Raw genomic sequence first — 12,692 nt, forward strand, 5'->3', positions numbered from 1 at the left:
CTTAATTACGAAAGAGCCGCCGAAATTAATATTTCGGCGGCTCTTTTATTCAATTCCAAATCAAAAATACCGCCAAATTACAAACCGGGATTCATCACATACACATATTCATCTACATAATCAGTATTCCCATAATCATTTTGTCCCCAATGCCACGACCGTCCTAAAGAATATTGTGTCGTTCCGGCAGGAATAATTATACCGTAATCACTGCTGTTAACGGAAACCTGCGGAGACCCTTGTTTTACATATCGGCTTTCTTGGATAGTCACCAAGCGAGACGAGGTAGTCGTGATTCGGTTTTTACGCTCCTGATCGGAGAAGAAATAAAGGGTGTTGGCGTCGTAATAATCCCAATAATCCGTATACTGGTATCCCTCGTCCAATTCTGTCTGAAGCGAAACATAGGGAGGACCGTATAGAAATTTCACTCCTGCGACGTCTCCTGCCGACAAAGAGGAATTGTCCAACAACCACGCGCCACCATCTTTTTTCGTCATGGTAAAATTATACAGCGGGTTTAATCCTTCTTTCAGAAAGGCAGATGAAGTATAGATCATCACTGATTCGAAGTCGAACGGTCCTACATCGTATCCTGCTAACCCGTGGTAAATATCGAAATTATATTCTTTCTTAGGTTCGATATTGTCCCAATGAATCGTTACATATTGATCCCTGTCCGAGCGGCATTGTTCATGGAAAAGCCCGATCGCGTGGCCTAATTCATGGACTACTGCACCCGCGCCGCTTCCCGGCCATATCAGCAAGTTCTGGACACCTCCTTTCATGCCCAAATACGACGAACTGGTGTATCGTTCGGTCGAATTTCCAAAAACGATATAGTCTTTGGTCGAACTCGTTTTGGGATAAAACCTGATCCCTGTTTTTGATTCCCACTCACGAAAGGCAGCCTGCGCGTCATTGACAGAAGAAAAACCGGGAGCAAACTCATAATAGACTTTCCCGGCATTCCAATACCGAACCCAGGCATTGACAACTGCCGAACGGGGCTGAGGTTGACTCAACAGGTCTATTTGTTCCTGACTGAGTAGCATATCCCCGCCCAGAATATACAGGCTGTCCCTTTTTTCGACAGTCATCCCGCAGGGCAGCGTGATAAACTCGGAATTCCCCGATACGGATCGTGTCACCGGCTGGCTAAGGGACTTTGTGAGTACAACGTCCGGCTGAACATCTTCATTGTTATTACAGCTTATCATGCCGCAATACAAACACACCACTAACAAAATCTTTTTCATAAGGCTATAATTTAAGTTATGAGGGTGCAATGTGACGGACGTATAGTTCGACCTCCTACGGATTTTCCCAACGAATCGGCGGTAAGTTCTCGGAATCTTTCAGCGTTTTGGAAATAATATACAACAAATGATATTCGATCGGGGAGGCATCTTGCATCGGTTCTTTGACATGTATTTTTGCGACTGCCACTCGATACTCATAGCCCCGTTCATAGTCGAAAAACCCCTGGATGTCATTCCTTAAGACTTTCCAGTCGTTGTCATTTTTCTCTTTAACGACATAGTACGGAACCTCGCCGAAAGCTCCGTAACGATAAACCTTTTCCGACGCTACCGTGTAAAATATGACCTTATCATTTTCGTCCTTTTTGCAAGAGCAAAAAAGAATTATCGCCCCGAAGATTAGGATTAGTTTTCTCGGATTCATAGCTTTAAGGGTGATTGGTGAAATAAAAGTTTTGTCGTTGACCGGCACTCCCCGAAAGAATACCCGGTTTATTCCGTTTCTAATCTAAATTATTTGTATATAATTGTTTATGCAATAAAGACAGTGATTGTCATAATCACATTTTTACGTTTTGCACGAGAGGCTTGGTCTGAAGAACGTGCTATATATATTCTATAAACAATATACCTAAAATATATTATAGTTTTTTGTGTAATATATTAAAAATTGCGAATAAACCTATTTGTTATATAAATAGATTCTTTGAGCGCACAATCGCAATTGAACATAGCAAAACAATATTTTACATCAGCTATAAACCAGACCATTAACTGAACAAGCAAGCTTTTCATGAACGTATGTTCAATTCCATGTCGAATTTTATGCACAAAAAAGGGCGTACAAATGTACGCCCCGATTGTTCCAGTATATTCCGCCTTATACTGCGTTCAGAAAGATTCAAAGGTCATTCCCCTTGCTCCCGACTGATTCTTCCGCAAATTTATCGAATTTCCTGAATTATGCAATGATCGTTTGGAAAGACACGGGTGAAATTACTCAGTGATTATTGTCGTCTATAAGAATGGCTACTGGTATCCTTTTGTAAAACGACATTACAGGGTTGGAAAGGGTACATTTGTCGAATGGCGGCTAAATCACTTTCTGACAAATAAGAGCGTTGGGCATTCCATGTACTGCCGTTCTTTTTTTTCATGGTCGGTTTCGACTCATCCACGGCAAATGAATTATAGGAGCCGTAGAGCATGACTGAATTAAAATCGAAATTGGAAGACACCTGATGTTTTTTGGATGATTTGTCGAAATTATGCTGTTTGTTTCCCTGTATATTATTGTATATAATATCAATGTAGTTGTCCCGATCCCACCTGCACTGTTCATGCAGTAGTCCGATCGCATGTCCCAACTCGTGAATAGCCGTCCCGACGGTAGCCCAACTGGGATCGAGACAGAGAGTTTGCACACCTCCCTGACAACCGAGCGCAGAATAAGACCCTTCGCCATCGATCAATTCTATTCGGTTCTGTTCCAAAATCCCCTGACCAACTCGTCCGAGTGAGACCTTTGTGCATAGACGGAACTGTACGCCAGTAAGTTTATGGTAATAGTTCATCGCTGCATATATCTTGTCAGTCTGCGTGAATGTATTGGTTGATACTATACCTCCTTGGGGATTCACAAAATTCGGCCAACAAAAATATACAATGCCATCGGGCCAACGATAATCGTTCAGATAGGCCCCTTTCGTATCAACTGCACCGAATTCTTCCGCTTGTTTCTGTGATAAAAGAATATCGCCCTCGATCACATACACGGAATCAATTTTTTCAATTACAGCTCCTTTCGTGTTGACAAATGATTCTCTGGGAACTCCTGGCCTATATTCCTCTAATCTTTGAATTTCCGGTGATTTTAGATCCTGACCCTCTTTTTCTTTTGCACATCCCATAATACAGGAAGCCAAAAGCAACATTAGCAGCTTTTTTTCCATAATCTAAGCGAGTTTGCCCGAACTACATAAGCGCCCGGTCACCATTCGGGATCTGGTGGCAGGTTCCCGGAGTCTTTCTTTTCTTTGGAGACGATTTCTTTTAGGATATATTCTCCTCTGTAATCTTCGGGGGGATTATTGATTTGTTTCCTTTGGACTTTGATAACATACTCGAATCCCGGTTCATACTCGAATCCATTTATATTATCGGTGATTTTCATCCAATCCGGGCTATTGCCGATCCGAACGATATAGCAGCTGAATTTCTCAACGACATAACAACTGCCTTTTCTGGATGCTACGGTCATCATAATGTCATCGTCGTTTTTTTTGCAATAACAAAAAACGACTGCACAAACAGCCATAATCACAAAAGATTTAATGGCTTTGGAATTTTGAAGATAACTTTTCATGGTTGGCTAATATTTTCATATCGAAGTTATGATAAAATTTACTATTGTATTATACAATATCCCACACAATGCAAAATAAATATATTTAATAATGAGGCATCTGGCGCATGGGTTTCACTGTTTATTCGGCATTCTGGAAAATAAGGTCTTTCCTATAATTTAACCTTTTGTTTCTTTTTGCGTTTCTTTCGATTCAGAATCTCGTTTTGAATATCATCCCATTCTTCAACAGGTATCGGTTGGTTTTCCAGACCTGTCGAAAGAATATTGACCGCTTCCGCTGCCGATTGCAGTAACTCGGGCAAAATGTGTTTTTCCCTGCCGCTGTGTTCCGGTATTCCGATAGCCTGCGAATGTATGCCAGCTTCCATATTTTCTAAGAGGGCTTTTTTGTCGGTCGCCGGATCGTTGAACAATTTTTCGAACACGTTGGATGAATATGCCTTGCCGAGCCGGGAGCCGTTCAATACGATTCCCGATTCGTTGTCAACAAAGGTGGTTCCGTAGATTCTGCACTTGTCCGTTTCTCTGAAAACGACACTGATATTTCGTTTCTTGAGTTGGACGATAAATTCATCCTTCGTTTCCGATGCCCGTGCCGCCTCGATGATACACTCTTTTATTCTGCGTGGAATAACCGGTTTTTCGTGGAGCATTCGTAGCCCCTCTGCGGCTTTATTTTGTAAGACCGCTCAGCCTACATCTTTGCCAATCTTGCTCGATTTGATTGGAATGCCTACCCTTTCTCCTTTGTCACTTATCGCTCCGTAAACAATGCCTTGATAGGATCTACCATCTTGTTCCCCCTTGATCTCGTCCACATATATGTTATAGGTGTTGAGTAGCGTATTGAACTCCTTTATCGACGGGAACCGGTACCTGCTTAAAGCCGCCCGAACAATCGAAGATACCTGCTGCTTGAGATTGCTTGCAGTATAGTCCAGCTTGCGGAGTTCGTGAAAATCTTTCACGGATTGCCCTTTTACTGCTGGATGCAAATGATATTTTTTTTCGATTTCACGCAGTATTTTCATCGAGCGCCGGGCTTCGAAGCCGGATTTGATTTTCTTCCCTTCGCGGTCCACACGAACCGAGACGATATGGATGTGGCTGCGCTTGATGTCGTCATGCCGGTAAACGATATAAGGCTGATCGGCATAGCCCATTTGTTCCATGTACTCGCGGGCGATTGCCGTCAATTCGTCCTCGGACAGCTTGTCGCGCGGATCGGGATTGAGTGAGACGTGGAAGATCGGTACCTTTGTCCGGCGGTTTGCCTCCAGATAAGGTTCGATTTCTTGCATGACTTGAGGTATTCCCAGCTTCGAAGGGTCGCCGCCGGGAAGCAGGATCTGGTTGCTGCCGATTATCCGTGCCTGGCCTTCGTCTATTTTCAGCTTATTGTAAGCCAATGCTCCGTAGAGCGAGGTACCGGAGGTTATTTTTGCGACCATTCGCGTAGGTATTTGTCGTTGAATCGACCGATCAGGACGCGTATCTGCTCGCTGACCGCTTTCAGTTCTCTTGTGTGCCGTACAAGTTCGGACAGGAATCGGGATGCGGAACGTTCGCTGAATCCCCGATGAATGGCATGAACGACCTGATTATAGTTGTTCGCTATGGCCCGGAACTGATAAAAAAGATCGTTCAAACGGTTGTAAAACTCTACGGCGGACCGATCGATTTTAACCACTTTCAGTTCCTTGCCGAGTAGTCTCGATACGATAAATCGGGATTTCGTGCCCGTTCATTCGGCTTCCTGAATCATTTTCAGGAGAAGGTTTTGCTGTTCGAAATCGAGTTTGAAATTGTAGCGGTAAATCTTGCGGTCGGTCATTTTCGGTCGCCCGGCTTTTCTTGTTCCCATAAATTATTTTTTAAGGTGAAACGACTATGGAGTTTCACACCGCCGCTGAGGCGGCGAACACGTTTGTATGCCAAAAATATTTTTGGCATACAAACGTACAGCTCGCTGTTGTCTGACGACAACAAAATCCGGTCTGCGACCGGATTTGCTCTTTGCCGGGGCGCTTTGCCCGGCGCATCGCGGAAGCGGTGCGCCTGACAGCGCAATGTTAGATATAATTTATGAAGCATCATAACCGTGTGGACGGTCTGGAACGGTCTGGGACGGACATCCCTGAAACAGAGGTTTAAGATACGGATTTTACTGCTTATTTTGTCTCTCGGCATGTGCAGTGAGTGTGTACAGTGAGTGTGTACAGTGAGTGTTGCAGTGAGTGTGTGCAGTGAGTGTATACAGTGAGTGTGTGCAGTGAGTGTGTGCAGTGAGTGTGTACAGTGAGTGTGTACAGTGAGTGTGTACAGTGAGTGTGTGCAGTGAGTGTACACGGCTAATTAATACGAAATTGTTTAACCTAATCCGGATAGACCAATGGAAAAAGAATCGTTATTTATCGCAGTCGGCAATCAAAAGGGCGGCGTAGGAAAAACCACCTATACCGTATTGCTATCGAGTTATCTGCATTATCAAATGGGCCTGCGCGTGCTTGTGGTGGATTGCGACGCCCCGCAATGAAGTATCCATCAGCAGCGGCAACGGGAAATAGAACTCGTTTCCCAGTCTGACGTTTTGAAAAGGCTGCTTGTACAGCAACACCGGCAAATAGGCCGGAAGGCCTATTCCGTTCTGAAAAGCGATCCTGAACGCGCCCACGCCGATACGCTCGGATTTCTCGAAAATGATCCGGAGGGAACCGATGTCGTCCTGTTCGATATGCCGGGCACGCTGAACACGCACGGAGTATTCCGGACGCTTTCCATGCTGGACTATTTGTTTGTCCCGATCCTCGCCGATCGGATGGTCGTCGAGAGTTCGATCATGTATTCTAAAATCCTTCAGGAACAGTTGATCGGGAAAAAAGGTTGTAACCTCAAAGGCATTTTCCACTTCTGGGCATCGGTCGACAAGCGGGTTCGCACCGATTTGTACGACCGTTACGACCATGTACTCGAAAAGCTCGGCTTGTCGAGCATGAAAACCCGTATTCCGGCTCGTAGTAAATTCAGCAAGGAGATTTCCCTGAATGGCGGTCCGATTTACCGTTCCACCCTTTTTGCCTCTGACAACCGATTCGTGCGGGACGCTCGTCTCGATGCGCTGGCATCTGAAATTTGCGCCGTCACCAAACTCGATCCGCCATGCCTCGAAAAATAATTCCGCCGGAAGATATAAATGAGGAATACCTGCGCGATTTGGTCGGCAACGTTTCGCCGGTACTGAGGAATCCGGATGCCGCACCTGTTTTGGAAACGAAACCTTTACCGGAAGCCGTACAGCTGCCCGGCGAATCCGGTGACCCGATTCCGGCAACGGCATCCAAACGCCGCAGAATCTCCTTGCCGGATTATACGGATACTTTTCTTCATAGAGTAACACACAAGCGGCGGGTCACGATCAACATCAGCGAACAAATGCGGGAAACATTAAAAACGATCCTTCAGCATATCGGTCCCTTCCACCTGACGCTGGGCGGTTATATTGAAAACATACTCCGGAACCATGTCGAGACGTACAGGGACGAGATCAATGAGTTGAATCGGAACGCCCGGGAACAAAAACTCTTATAAACATGATACGGATACTTACCTTGTGAATATCGGTTCTCGCATGGGGTCTCGTCACGTTTCTGCTGATCGATAAGGTCCTGTTCCGGGGCAAGCTGGGCAGGTTGTTTACCGGTGGCTGGCGGGAGCTTACGCGCTCTCGGTGGAACCGGGTTCGGCGGCTCATCTGTCGGATTTTCGGTACCGTACTGCTCGAGGAGAGCGGTCCTATGCTACCCGACGCATTGATGTTTCCCGAGCAGGACGAATCGCTGATCGTCCGCAAAAGTTACGTGGACGGTCTGGAGCGGTCTGGAGCGGACACCCCCTCCGAAGGGGAATCAGATGAGCAAAATGACGGTACCTTTACACCACGAATGAAACCCGAAGCGCAGGGGGAGGTCTCATGGAAAGCCCCCCGCAGCGTAGATTCAGGCGAGCAGAGTCCCCCGGCAAACCGAGAGAAGGCCGACACGGAAAGGGACTCGGAATGGGACAACCTCGATGGTCCGCCGAAAGAAAGTACGGATTGGACCTCGGAACAATTACGGGCTTTGTCCCTGAAAGACAAGCAGATGATTTCCTATCTGCTGAATCAGGTGGATGATGGGGAGCAAGAGTCTCCCCCATTTTTCGAAGAAGAGCAACGCGATCCGCGCGAACCGGATTTTTAGGTGGTTCCTGAAAATCCCCGCTCGCATATTGTCTAATCATAAAAATCGACGCCATGAGAAAGACGCTCTTTGATTCGGGCTGATTCTGACGCGGCCTTCGGGCCTTCGGATGAACCCGGCCCTGCTCGCAAGGCGAGCGGGGCTATTTTACAGAATTCTAATATTTTAAACAAATATCCGTATGAAGATTCGCAATTTATATCTTACGGCCGCATGAATTTCGGTTACGGCGACCACCGCATGGGCTCAGACCGGGAAAGGCCTGCAGGGCATCAACGATGCGACAAGCATGGTCACCAGTTACTTCGAGCCTGTGACACAGCTGATTTTTGCCGTCGGAGCGATCACCGGCTTGGTGGGCGGCATCAAGACTTTTCAAAAATTCAGCAGTGGCGACCCCGACGTCGGCAAGACCGCCGCAGCTTGGTTTGGAAGCTGTATTTTCTTGATTGTCAGCGCAACTGTGTTGCAGTCATTCTTTTTATAGACATGGAGTACGAAATTAACCGGGGCATAGGCCGCGATGTGGAGTTCCGGGGATTGACCGCTCAGTACCTTTTCATTTTCGCCGGAGGCTTGCTTGGAGCATTTTTTCTGCTTGTTATCCTTTACATTGCTGGGATTCCGCAGGGCGTCTGTATTTGCACGGGAATAACCGTAGCGACGACGGTCGTGTACTTGACTTTTCGGCTGAACAAGAAATACGGACGCTGGGGGCTAATGAAGCTCGTAGCTTCAAAGAGGCATCCACGCCGTATCGTACATCGCAAGAGAATAGGACGCATATTTCGTTGTCAAAAAAAATTATAAACTGAACTCTGATGAAAAGTATATTGAAAACAACGACGCTCGAGAGGCAGTTCCCGCTGTTCTCAGTTGAACATGGGTGTATCGTGAGCAAGGACGCCGACGTAACCTTAGCTTATCGGGTCACGCTGCCCGAACTGTTCACTGTGACATCCTGCGATTACGAGTCTATTCACGGGACCTGACTGAAAGCCTTGAAAGTGTTACCCGTCTTTACGGTGGTGCATAAGCAGGATTGGTTTATGACCTGCAAATACCGTCCCGACATGCAAAAATGTGGAGACAACTTCCTCGCACGTAGCTACGAGCGCCATTTCAACGAGCGGCCTTATCTCGACCACTGTTGTTATTTGTTCCTGACGAAAACCATCCGGACAAGGATGCGAATGCAAAGCTCGTTTTCCACCTTATGCAGAAACCGGATTGTTCCCAAAGAGGTCGAGGATCGGGATGCGATAGACCGGTTTCTGGATGCGGCAGGCCAGTTCGAGAGCATCGTTAACGAAAGCGGACTGATTCGCCTTGAGCGGTTGGATGCCGATCAGATCGTCGGTACAGAGAAACAAGCCGGACTGCTCGACCATTATTTTTCCCTGTCTCGGGAAGATCGGGCCTCGCTGGAGGATATACGTCTCGATCCGGGAGAGATGCGGGTCGGGGATAAGATTCTCTGCATGCACACGCTTTCCGATTTGGACGATCTGCCGCAGCAGGTCGCTACGGACAGCCGCTACGAAAGGCTCTCGACGGACCGCTCCGATTGCCGGTTGTCGTATGCCTCGCCGGTAGGATTGCTGTTGAGCTGCGATCATCTCTATAACCAGTTCGTTTTTATCGACGACCCGGACGAAACACTGCGGCGCTTCGAGCGGTCGGCCAAGAACATGAACTCGCTCTCGCGGTACAGCCGGGCCAATGCTATCAACAAGGAGTGGATCGACGAGTTTCTGAACGAAGCCCACTCGCAAGGACTCACCTGTGTCCGGTGCCATTGCAATGTGATGGCGTGGGCTGAGAATTACGACGATCTGAAGCGGATCAGGAACGAGGTCGGCAGCCAACTGGCGCTGATGGATTGCACGCCGCATCACAATACGGTCGACGTGCCGACGCTCTACTGAGGAGCCATACCTGGCAACGAGGGGGATTTTCCCGCCGAAGCTTCGTTCCATACTTTTATGGAGCAGGCCCTGTGTTTTTTCACGGCCGAAACAAATTATCGCAACAGTCCTTCTCCTTTCGGGATCAAGATGGCGGACCGGCTCAGCGGCATCCCGATTCATGTGGATATTTCCGACCTGCCGATGAAGCAGGGCCTGATTGCCAACACCAATAAATTCGTCTGCGGACCGTCGGGAACAGGTAAAAGTTTCTTTATGAATCACTTAATCCGCCAATACTATGAACAAGGCACGCATGTCTTTATCGTCGATATGGGTAACTCGTATAAGGGTTTGTGCGATCTGATTCACAGTCGCACGCGGGGGGAGGACGGAATTTATCTGACTTATGAGCAAGGTGAAAATGCCTCTTTCAATCCCTTCTACACGGAGGACGGACAGTACGACATGGATACGCGCGAGAGTATCAGAATGGTTCTTCTCACGTTGTGGAAATGCGAGAACGAACCGCCGACACGCGCCGAGGAAGTCGCCCTTTCCAATGCCGTGTCGTTGTATCTTTCCCAAATACAGAAGCGAGGCTCCAAACCCTCTTTCAACAGCTTTTATGAATTCATCCGGGGAGATTACCGCATCGTGCTCCGGCAAAAAAATGTCCGAGAAAAAGATTTCGACGTAGATAATTTTCTCCATGTGCTCGAACCCTATTATAAGGGAGGTGAATTCGACTATCTGCTGAACTCGGACCGCGAACTCGATTTGCTGAACAAGCGGTTTGTCGTTTTCGAACTCGACGCGATCCGCGAGCACAAGATTCTCTTACCCATCGTCACGCTGATGCTGATGACCGGCTTTATGCGAAAAATCCGGATTTTGAAAGGCATTCGCAAAATGCTGGTTCTGGAGGAGGCATGGGCCGCGCTGATGAATCAGGGGATGTCCAGTTTCGTCCGCTATGCTTACAAGACTTTCCGAAAGCATTTCGCCGAGATTTGCGTGGTCACTCAGGAACTGACGGATCTTCTTTCCAATCCCGTCGTCAAGGACAGCATTCTGGCCAATGCGGACACGCGGATTCTCTTGGATGTGAAAAAGTACGCCAACCGGTTCACCGAGATAGAGAATCTTTTAGGCCTAAGTGCAAAAGAAAAAGAACAAATTCTCACGATCAACCGGAACAACTGTCCGGACAGAAAGTACAAGGAAGTGTGGATCGGGCTGGGTGGCGCTTACTCGGCGGTTTACGCGACGGAGGTCTCACGACAGGAATATCTGTGCTACACGACCGTTCAAACCGAAAAGAAAGAAGTATTCGATCTGGCGGAACGCTTCGACGGAAATCTGGAGCTTGCCATTCGTCAACTCGCCGAAAAGAACGACGATCGTTAACCATTAACTGATAAAGCCATGAAACACAAACGAATTATTCTGTTTTCACTACTGACTGCCGTGCTCGTCGCCGCAGCGGGGGTTATGGTCTTTCGCACTCAGCCGACAGAGGATAAGCGGGAAATGATGACCGGAACCTGAATGTCCCGGGACGGCACGACGGCCGAGATCAGCCGCGAGGACGGTTATTGGGTGACTTTCACCCGGGCCAGAGGCGGGGACAGCATCGAAGTGGCGAGCTATCCGCTTTATCTGGAGGACTACGGGGGCGTTGGCTTCTACGCAGATTCGACTCAGGTCAGCATTTTCCACAAACCGGGGACGGATCGACTGGTGATCCTGCCCGGGTTCGGTAGTTATAAACGTATAAAAGCTTCAACCGAAAACACGACAAAAAATGGCAAATAGAAAAAACAAAGCGGCAAGCCTGCTGCGGAAGTTCGGGCAAGTTCAAAGCATTATCCGGGAATTCGATGCCTATTTACGGACCGTGCAGGCCGAAAACGAAGCGGACCGGATCTGCGGCAGTTGGGTCGGCTTGAATGGCAATTATTGTCTCACGATCCGCAAATGCGGGGAAGGTTATTCGGCCATGCTGTGCGACAATACGCGACTGTACAAGGTGATCGTCCGGGAGGTGGTGCTGCACGTATCCGGCGGAATGATTATCGTTCCCGGCCAAAGTGACGACGAGACCCCGCAAACGGTATTCTACCAGAGCCGTCAGAACCGGTTGCGGTTCGGAGAATACGGCGTATTCGAGTCCGAGGAGGCGGTATTACGTCGCACGGACAGCTACCGGTGCGGGGAATGGTACGACCCACAAGAAACCATGTAGCAGGAGCGAAAATGAAGTCGAAAATAATCATTACGTGCTGCCTGTTGATGATTGCGGGAACGGTACGGGCACAATGGGGCGTATTCGATTGGTCCAACCTGACGCAAGGCATCATTAACTCGTCTAATGAAATGGCACAGACGTCGATGACGGCTGAAAATGTGCTTGCCAACTGGAAAGAGACCGTCAAAATCTACGAGCAGTCGAAGGCGTATTACGACAAGCTCAGGGGTGTGACCGAGACGGTGAAAAGTGTCCGTAAGGTGAAGCAATGTATTTTGATGGTTGGAGAAATATCCGAAATTTATGTAAAAAATTATGATCGGATGCTTAGCGACCCTCATTTCACATCCGGTGAACTTTCATCCATTGCCTTCGGATATTCGCGTCTGTTGGAAGAAAGTACGGCTTCTCTGATCGACTTGCAGCAGATCGTCACACCCGGAGAAATGTCGATGACCGACAAAGACCGTCTGGACCTGATCGACCGGGTATATAGGGAACTTACCCGCTACCGCAGGCTGACGGATTACTACACGCGCAAAAACATCTCGGTGGCGATGCTCCGGGCCGAGGAGACGAACGACGTGCAGCGGGCTATTGCCCTGTACGGCACGGATGCCGACAGGTATTGGTAAATCATTCAAAAACATCAAGACCATGCAATGA

17 protein-coding genes and 1 pseudogene are annotated in these 12,692 nt (G+C 48.0%); 11 read left to right on the forward strand and 7 right to left on the reverse strand.

Going from position 1 to position 12,692, the window contains the following annotated elements; all coding sequences use genetic code 11:
- Positions 1-77: 77 nt before the first annotated feature.
- The 7 genes from NQ495_RS01520 to NQ495_RS01550 all read right to left on the reverse strand — a co-directional run bounded on the left by NQ495_RS01520 (position 78) and on the right by NQ495_RS01550 (position 5,320).
- Entirely contained in the window at positions 78-1,259 is a 1,182-nt protein-coding gene (locus NQ495_RS01520; RefSeq protein ID WP_009134746.1) for a M12 family metallopeptidase, read from the reverse strand.
- Positions 1,260-1,314: 55 nt separating this feature from the next.
- Positions 1,315-1,686 (reverse strand): DUF4377 domain-containing protein, encoded by a 372-nt coding sequence (locus tag NQ495_RS01525; protein WP_009134745.1) that lies wholly within the window; start codon positions 1,684-1,686, stop codon positions 1,315-1,317.
- A 583-nt stretch (positions 1,687-2,269) separates the two neighbouring features.
- Positions 2,270-3,214: a M12 family metallopeptidase gene (locus NQ495_RS01530; protein ID WP_050808011.1), complete on the reverse strand. Its 945-nt coding sequence runs from the start codon at positions 3,212-3,214 to the stop codon at positions 2,270-2,272.
- 38 nt (positions 3,215-3,252) lie between these two features.
- Positions 3,253-3,627 carry a DUF4377 domain-containing protein gene (locus NQ495_RS01535; protein ID WP_009134743.1) on the reverse strand — a complete coding sequence of 125 codons (375 nt, stop codon included), beginning with the start codon at positions 3,625-3,627 and terminating at the stop codon, positions 3,253-3,255.
- Between the two features lie 152 nt (positions 3,628-3,779).
- Positions 3,780-4,283: a hypothetical protein gene (locus NQ495_RS01540; protein WP_009134742.1), complete on the reverse strand. Its 504-nt coding sequence runs from the start codon at positions 4,281-4,283 to the stop codon at positions 3,780-3,782.
- Between the two features lie 36 nt (positions 4,284-4,319).
- Positions 4,320-5,081, reverse strand: a complete 762-nt coding sequence (locus tag NQ495_RS01545) for a relaxase/mobilization nuclease domain-containing protein (protein ID WP_009134741.1) — start codon at positions 5,079-5,081, stop codon at positions 4,320-4,322.
- Positions 5,066-5,320 carry a plasmid mobilization protein gene (locus NQ495_RS01550; RefSeq protein WP_232208921.1) on the reverse strand — a complete coding sequence of 85 codons (255 nt, stop codon included), beginning with the start codon at positions 5,318-5,320 and terminating at the stop codon, positions 5,066-5,068. The genes NQ495_RS01545 and NQ495_RS01550 overlap by 16 nt, the downstream gene beginning before the upstream one ends.
- A 702-nt stretch (positions 5,321-6,022) precedes the next feature.
- On the opposite strand from NQ495_RS01550, the gene NQ495_RS01555 reads away from it, so the two are divergent.
- The 11 genes and pseudogenes from NQ495_RS01555 to NQ495_RS01605 all read left to right on the forward strand — a co-directional run bounded on the left by NQ495_RS01555 (position 6,023) and on the right by NQ495_RS01605 (position 12,661).
- Positions 6,023-6,166, forward strand: a complete 144-nt coding sequence (locus NQ495_RS01555; protein ID WP_009134739.1) for a ParA family protein — start codon at positions 6,023-6,025, stop codon at positions 6,164-6,166.
- A gap of 54 nt (positions 6,167-6,220) precedes the next feature.
- Complete coding sequence (locus NQ495_RS01560; RefSeq protein ID WP_009134738.1) at positions 6,221-6,805, forward strand: ParA family protein; 585 nt, start codon at positions 6,221-6,223, stop codon at positions 6,803-6,805.
- Complete coding sequence (locus tag NQ495_RS01565) at positions 6,790-7,218, forward strand: DUF3408 domain-containing protein (RefSeq protein WP_009134737.1); 429 nt, start codon at positions 6,790-6,792, stop codon at positions 7,216-7,218. The genes NQ495_RS01560 and NQ495_RS01565 overlap by 16 nt, the downstream gene beginning before the upstream one ends.
- Positions 7,219-7,424: 206 nt before the next feature.
- Complete coding sequence (locus NQ495_RS01570) at positions 7,425-7,868, forward strand: hypothetical protein (RefSeq protein ID WP_009134736.1); 444 nt, start codon at positions 7,425-7,427, stop codon at positions 7,866-7,868.
- A gap of 217 nt (positions 7,869-8,085) precedes the next feature.
- Positions 8,086-8,355, forward strand: coding sequence for a DUF4134 domain-containing protein (locus NQ495_RS01575; protein ID WP_083818347.1), 270 nt, complete (start codon positions 8,086-8,088; stop codon positions 8,353-8,355).
- Positions 8,356-8,357: 2 nt separating this feature from the next.
- Positions 8,358-8,678 carry a DUF4133 domain-containing protein gene (locus NQ495_RS01580; RefSeq protein ID WP_040294598.1) on the forward strand — a complete coding sequence of 107 codons (321 nt, stop codon included), beginning with the start codon at positions 8,358-8,360 and terminating at the stop codon, positions 8,676-8,678.
- Positions 8,679-8,689: 11 nt separating this feature from the next.
- Positions 8,690-11,185 (forward strand): annotated as a pseudogene (locus NQ495_RS01585) (TraG family conjugative transposon ATPase).
- 18 nt (positions 11,186-11,203) lie between these two features.
- A complete protein-coding gene (locus NQ495_RS01590) occupies positions 11,204-11,326 on the forward strand; it encodes a hypothetical protein (RefSeq protein ID WP_009134731.1) in 123 nt (40 codons plus the stop codon).
- Positions 11,327-11,593: a hypothetical protein gene (locus tag NQ495_RS01595; RefSeq protein ID WP_009134730.1), complete on the forward strand. Its 267-nt coding sequence runs from the start codon at positions 11,327-11,329 to the stop codon at positions 11,591-11,593.
- The gene (locus NQ495_RS01600; protein WP_009134729.1) at positions 11,583-12,023 is read left to right on the forward strand and encodes a hypothetical protein; all 441 of its coding nucleotides are present in this window, start codon (positions 11,583-11,585) and stop codon (positions 12,021-12,023) included. Before NQ495_RS01595 ends, NQ495_RS01600 begins: the two co-directional genes overlap by 11 nt.
- Before the next feature lie 11 nt (positions 12,024-12,034).
- Positions 12,035-12,661 carry a DUF4141 domain-containing protein gene (locus NQ495_RS01605; RefSeq protein WP_040294597.1) on the forward strand — a complete coding sequence of 209 codons (627 nt, stop codon included), beginning with the start codon at positions 12,035-12,037 and terminating at the stop codon, positions 12,659-12,661.
- Positions 12,662-12,692 lie beyond the last annotated feature (31 nt).

The organism is Alistipes indistinctus YIT 12060, assembly GCF_025144995.1.
GTDB lineage: Bacteria > Bacteroidota > Bacteroidia > Bacteroidales > Rikenellaceae > Alistipes_A > Alistipes_A indistinctus.

Coding starts and splice junctions, on each gene's coding strand:
- NQ495_RS01520 (WP_009134746.1), bottom strand. CDS start 1,259: ATGAAAAAGATTTTGTTAGTGGTGTGTTTGTATTGCGGCATGATAAGC.
- NQ495_RS01525 (WP_009134745.1), bottom strand. CDS start 1,686: ATGAATCCGAGAAAACTAATCCTAATCTTCGGGGCGATAATTCTTTTT.
- NQ495_RS01530 (WP_050808011.1), bottom strand. CDS start 3,214: ATGGAAAAAAAGCTGCTAATGTTGCTTTTGGCTTCCTGTATTATGGGA.
- NQ495_RS01535 (WP_009134743.1), bottom strand. CDS start 3,627: ATGAAAAGTTATCTTCAAAATTCCAAAGCCATTAAATCTTTTGTGATT.
- NQ495_RS01540 (WP_009134742.1), bottom strand. CDS start 4,283: ATGCTCCACGAAAAACCGGTTATTCCACGCAGAATAAAAGAGTGTATC.
- NQ495_RS01545 (WP_009134741.1), bottom strand. CDS start 5,081: ATGGTCGCAAAAATAACCTCCGGTACCTCGCTCTACGGAGCATTGGCT.
- NQ495_RS01555 (WP_009134739.1), top strand. CDS start 6,023: ATGGAAAAAGAATCGTTATTTATCGCAGTCGGCAATCAAAAGGGCGGC.
- NQ495_RS01565 (WP_009134737.1), top strand. CDS start 6,790: ATGCCTCGAAAAATAATTCCGCCGGAAGATATAAATGAGGAATACCTG.
- NQ495_RS01570 (WP_009134736.1), top strand. CDS start 7,425: ATGCTACCCGACGCATTGATGTTTCCCGAGCAGGACGAATCGCTGATC.
- NQ495_RS01580 (WP_040294598.1), top strand. CDS start 8,358: ATGGAGTACGAAATTAACCGGGGCATAGGCCGCGATGTGGAGTTCCGG.
- NQ495_RS01590 (WP_009134731.1), top strand. CDS start 11,204: ATGAAACACAAACGAATTATTCTGTTTTCACTACTGACTGCCGTGCTC.
- NQ495_RS01595 (WP_009134730.1), top strand. CDS start 11,327: ATGTCCCGGGACGGCACGACGGCCGAGATCAGCCGCGAGGACGGTTAT.
- NQ495_RS01600 (WP_009134729.1), top strand. CDS start 11,583: ATGGCAAATAGAAAAAACAAAGCGGCAAGCCTGCTGCGGAAGTTCGGG.
- NQ495_RS01605 (WP_040294597.1), top strand. CDS start 12,035: ATGAAGTCGAAAATAATCATTACGTGCTGCCTGTTGATGATTGCGGGA.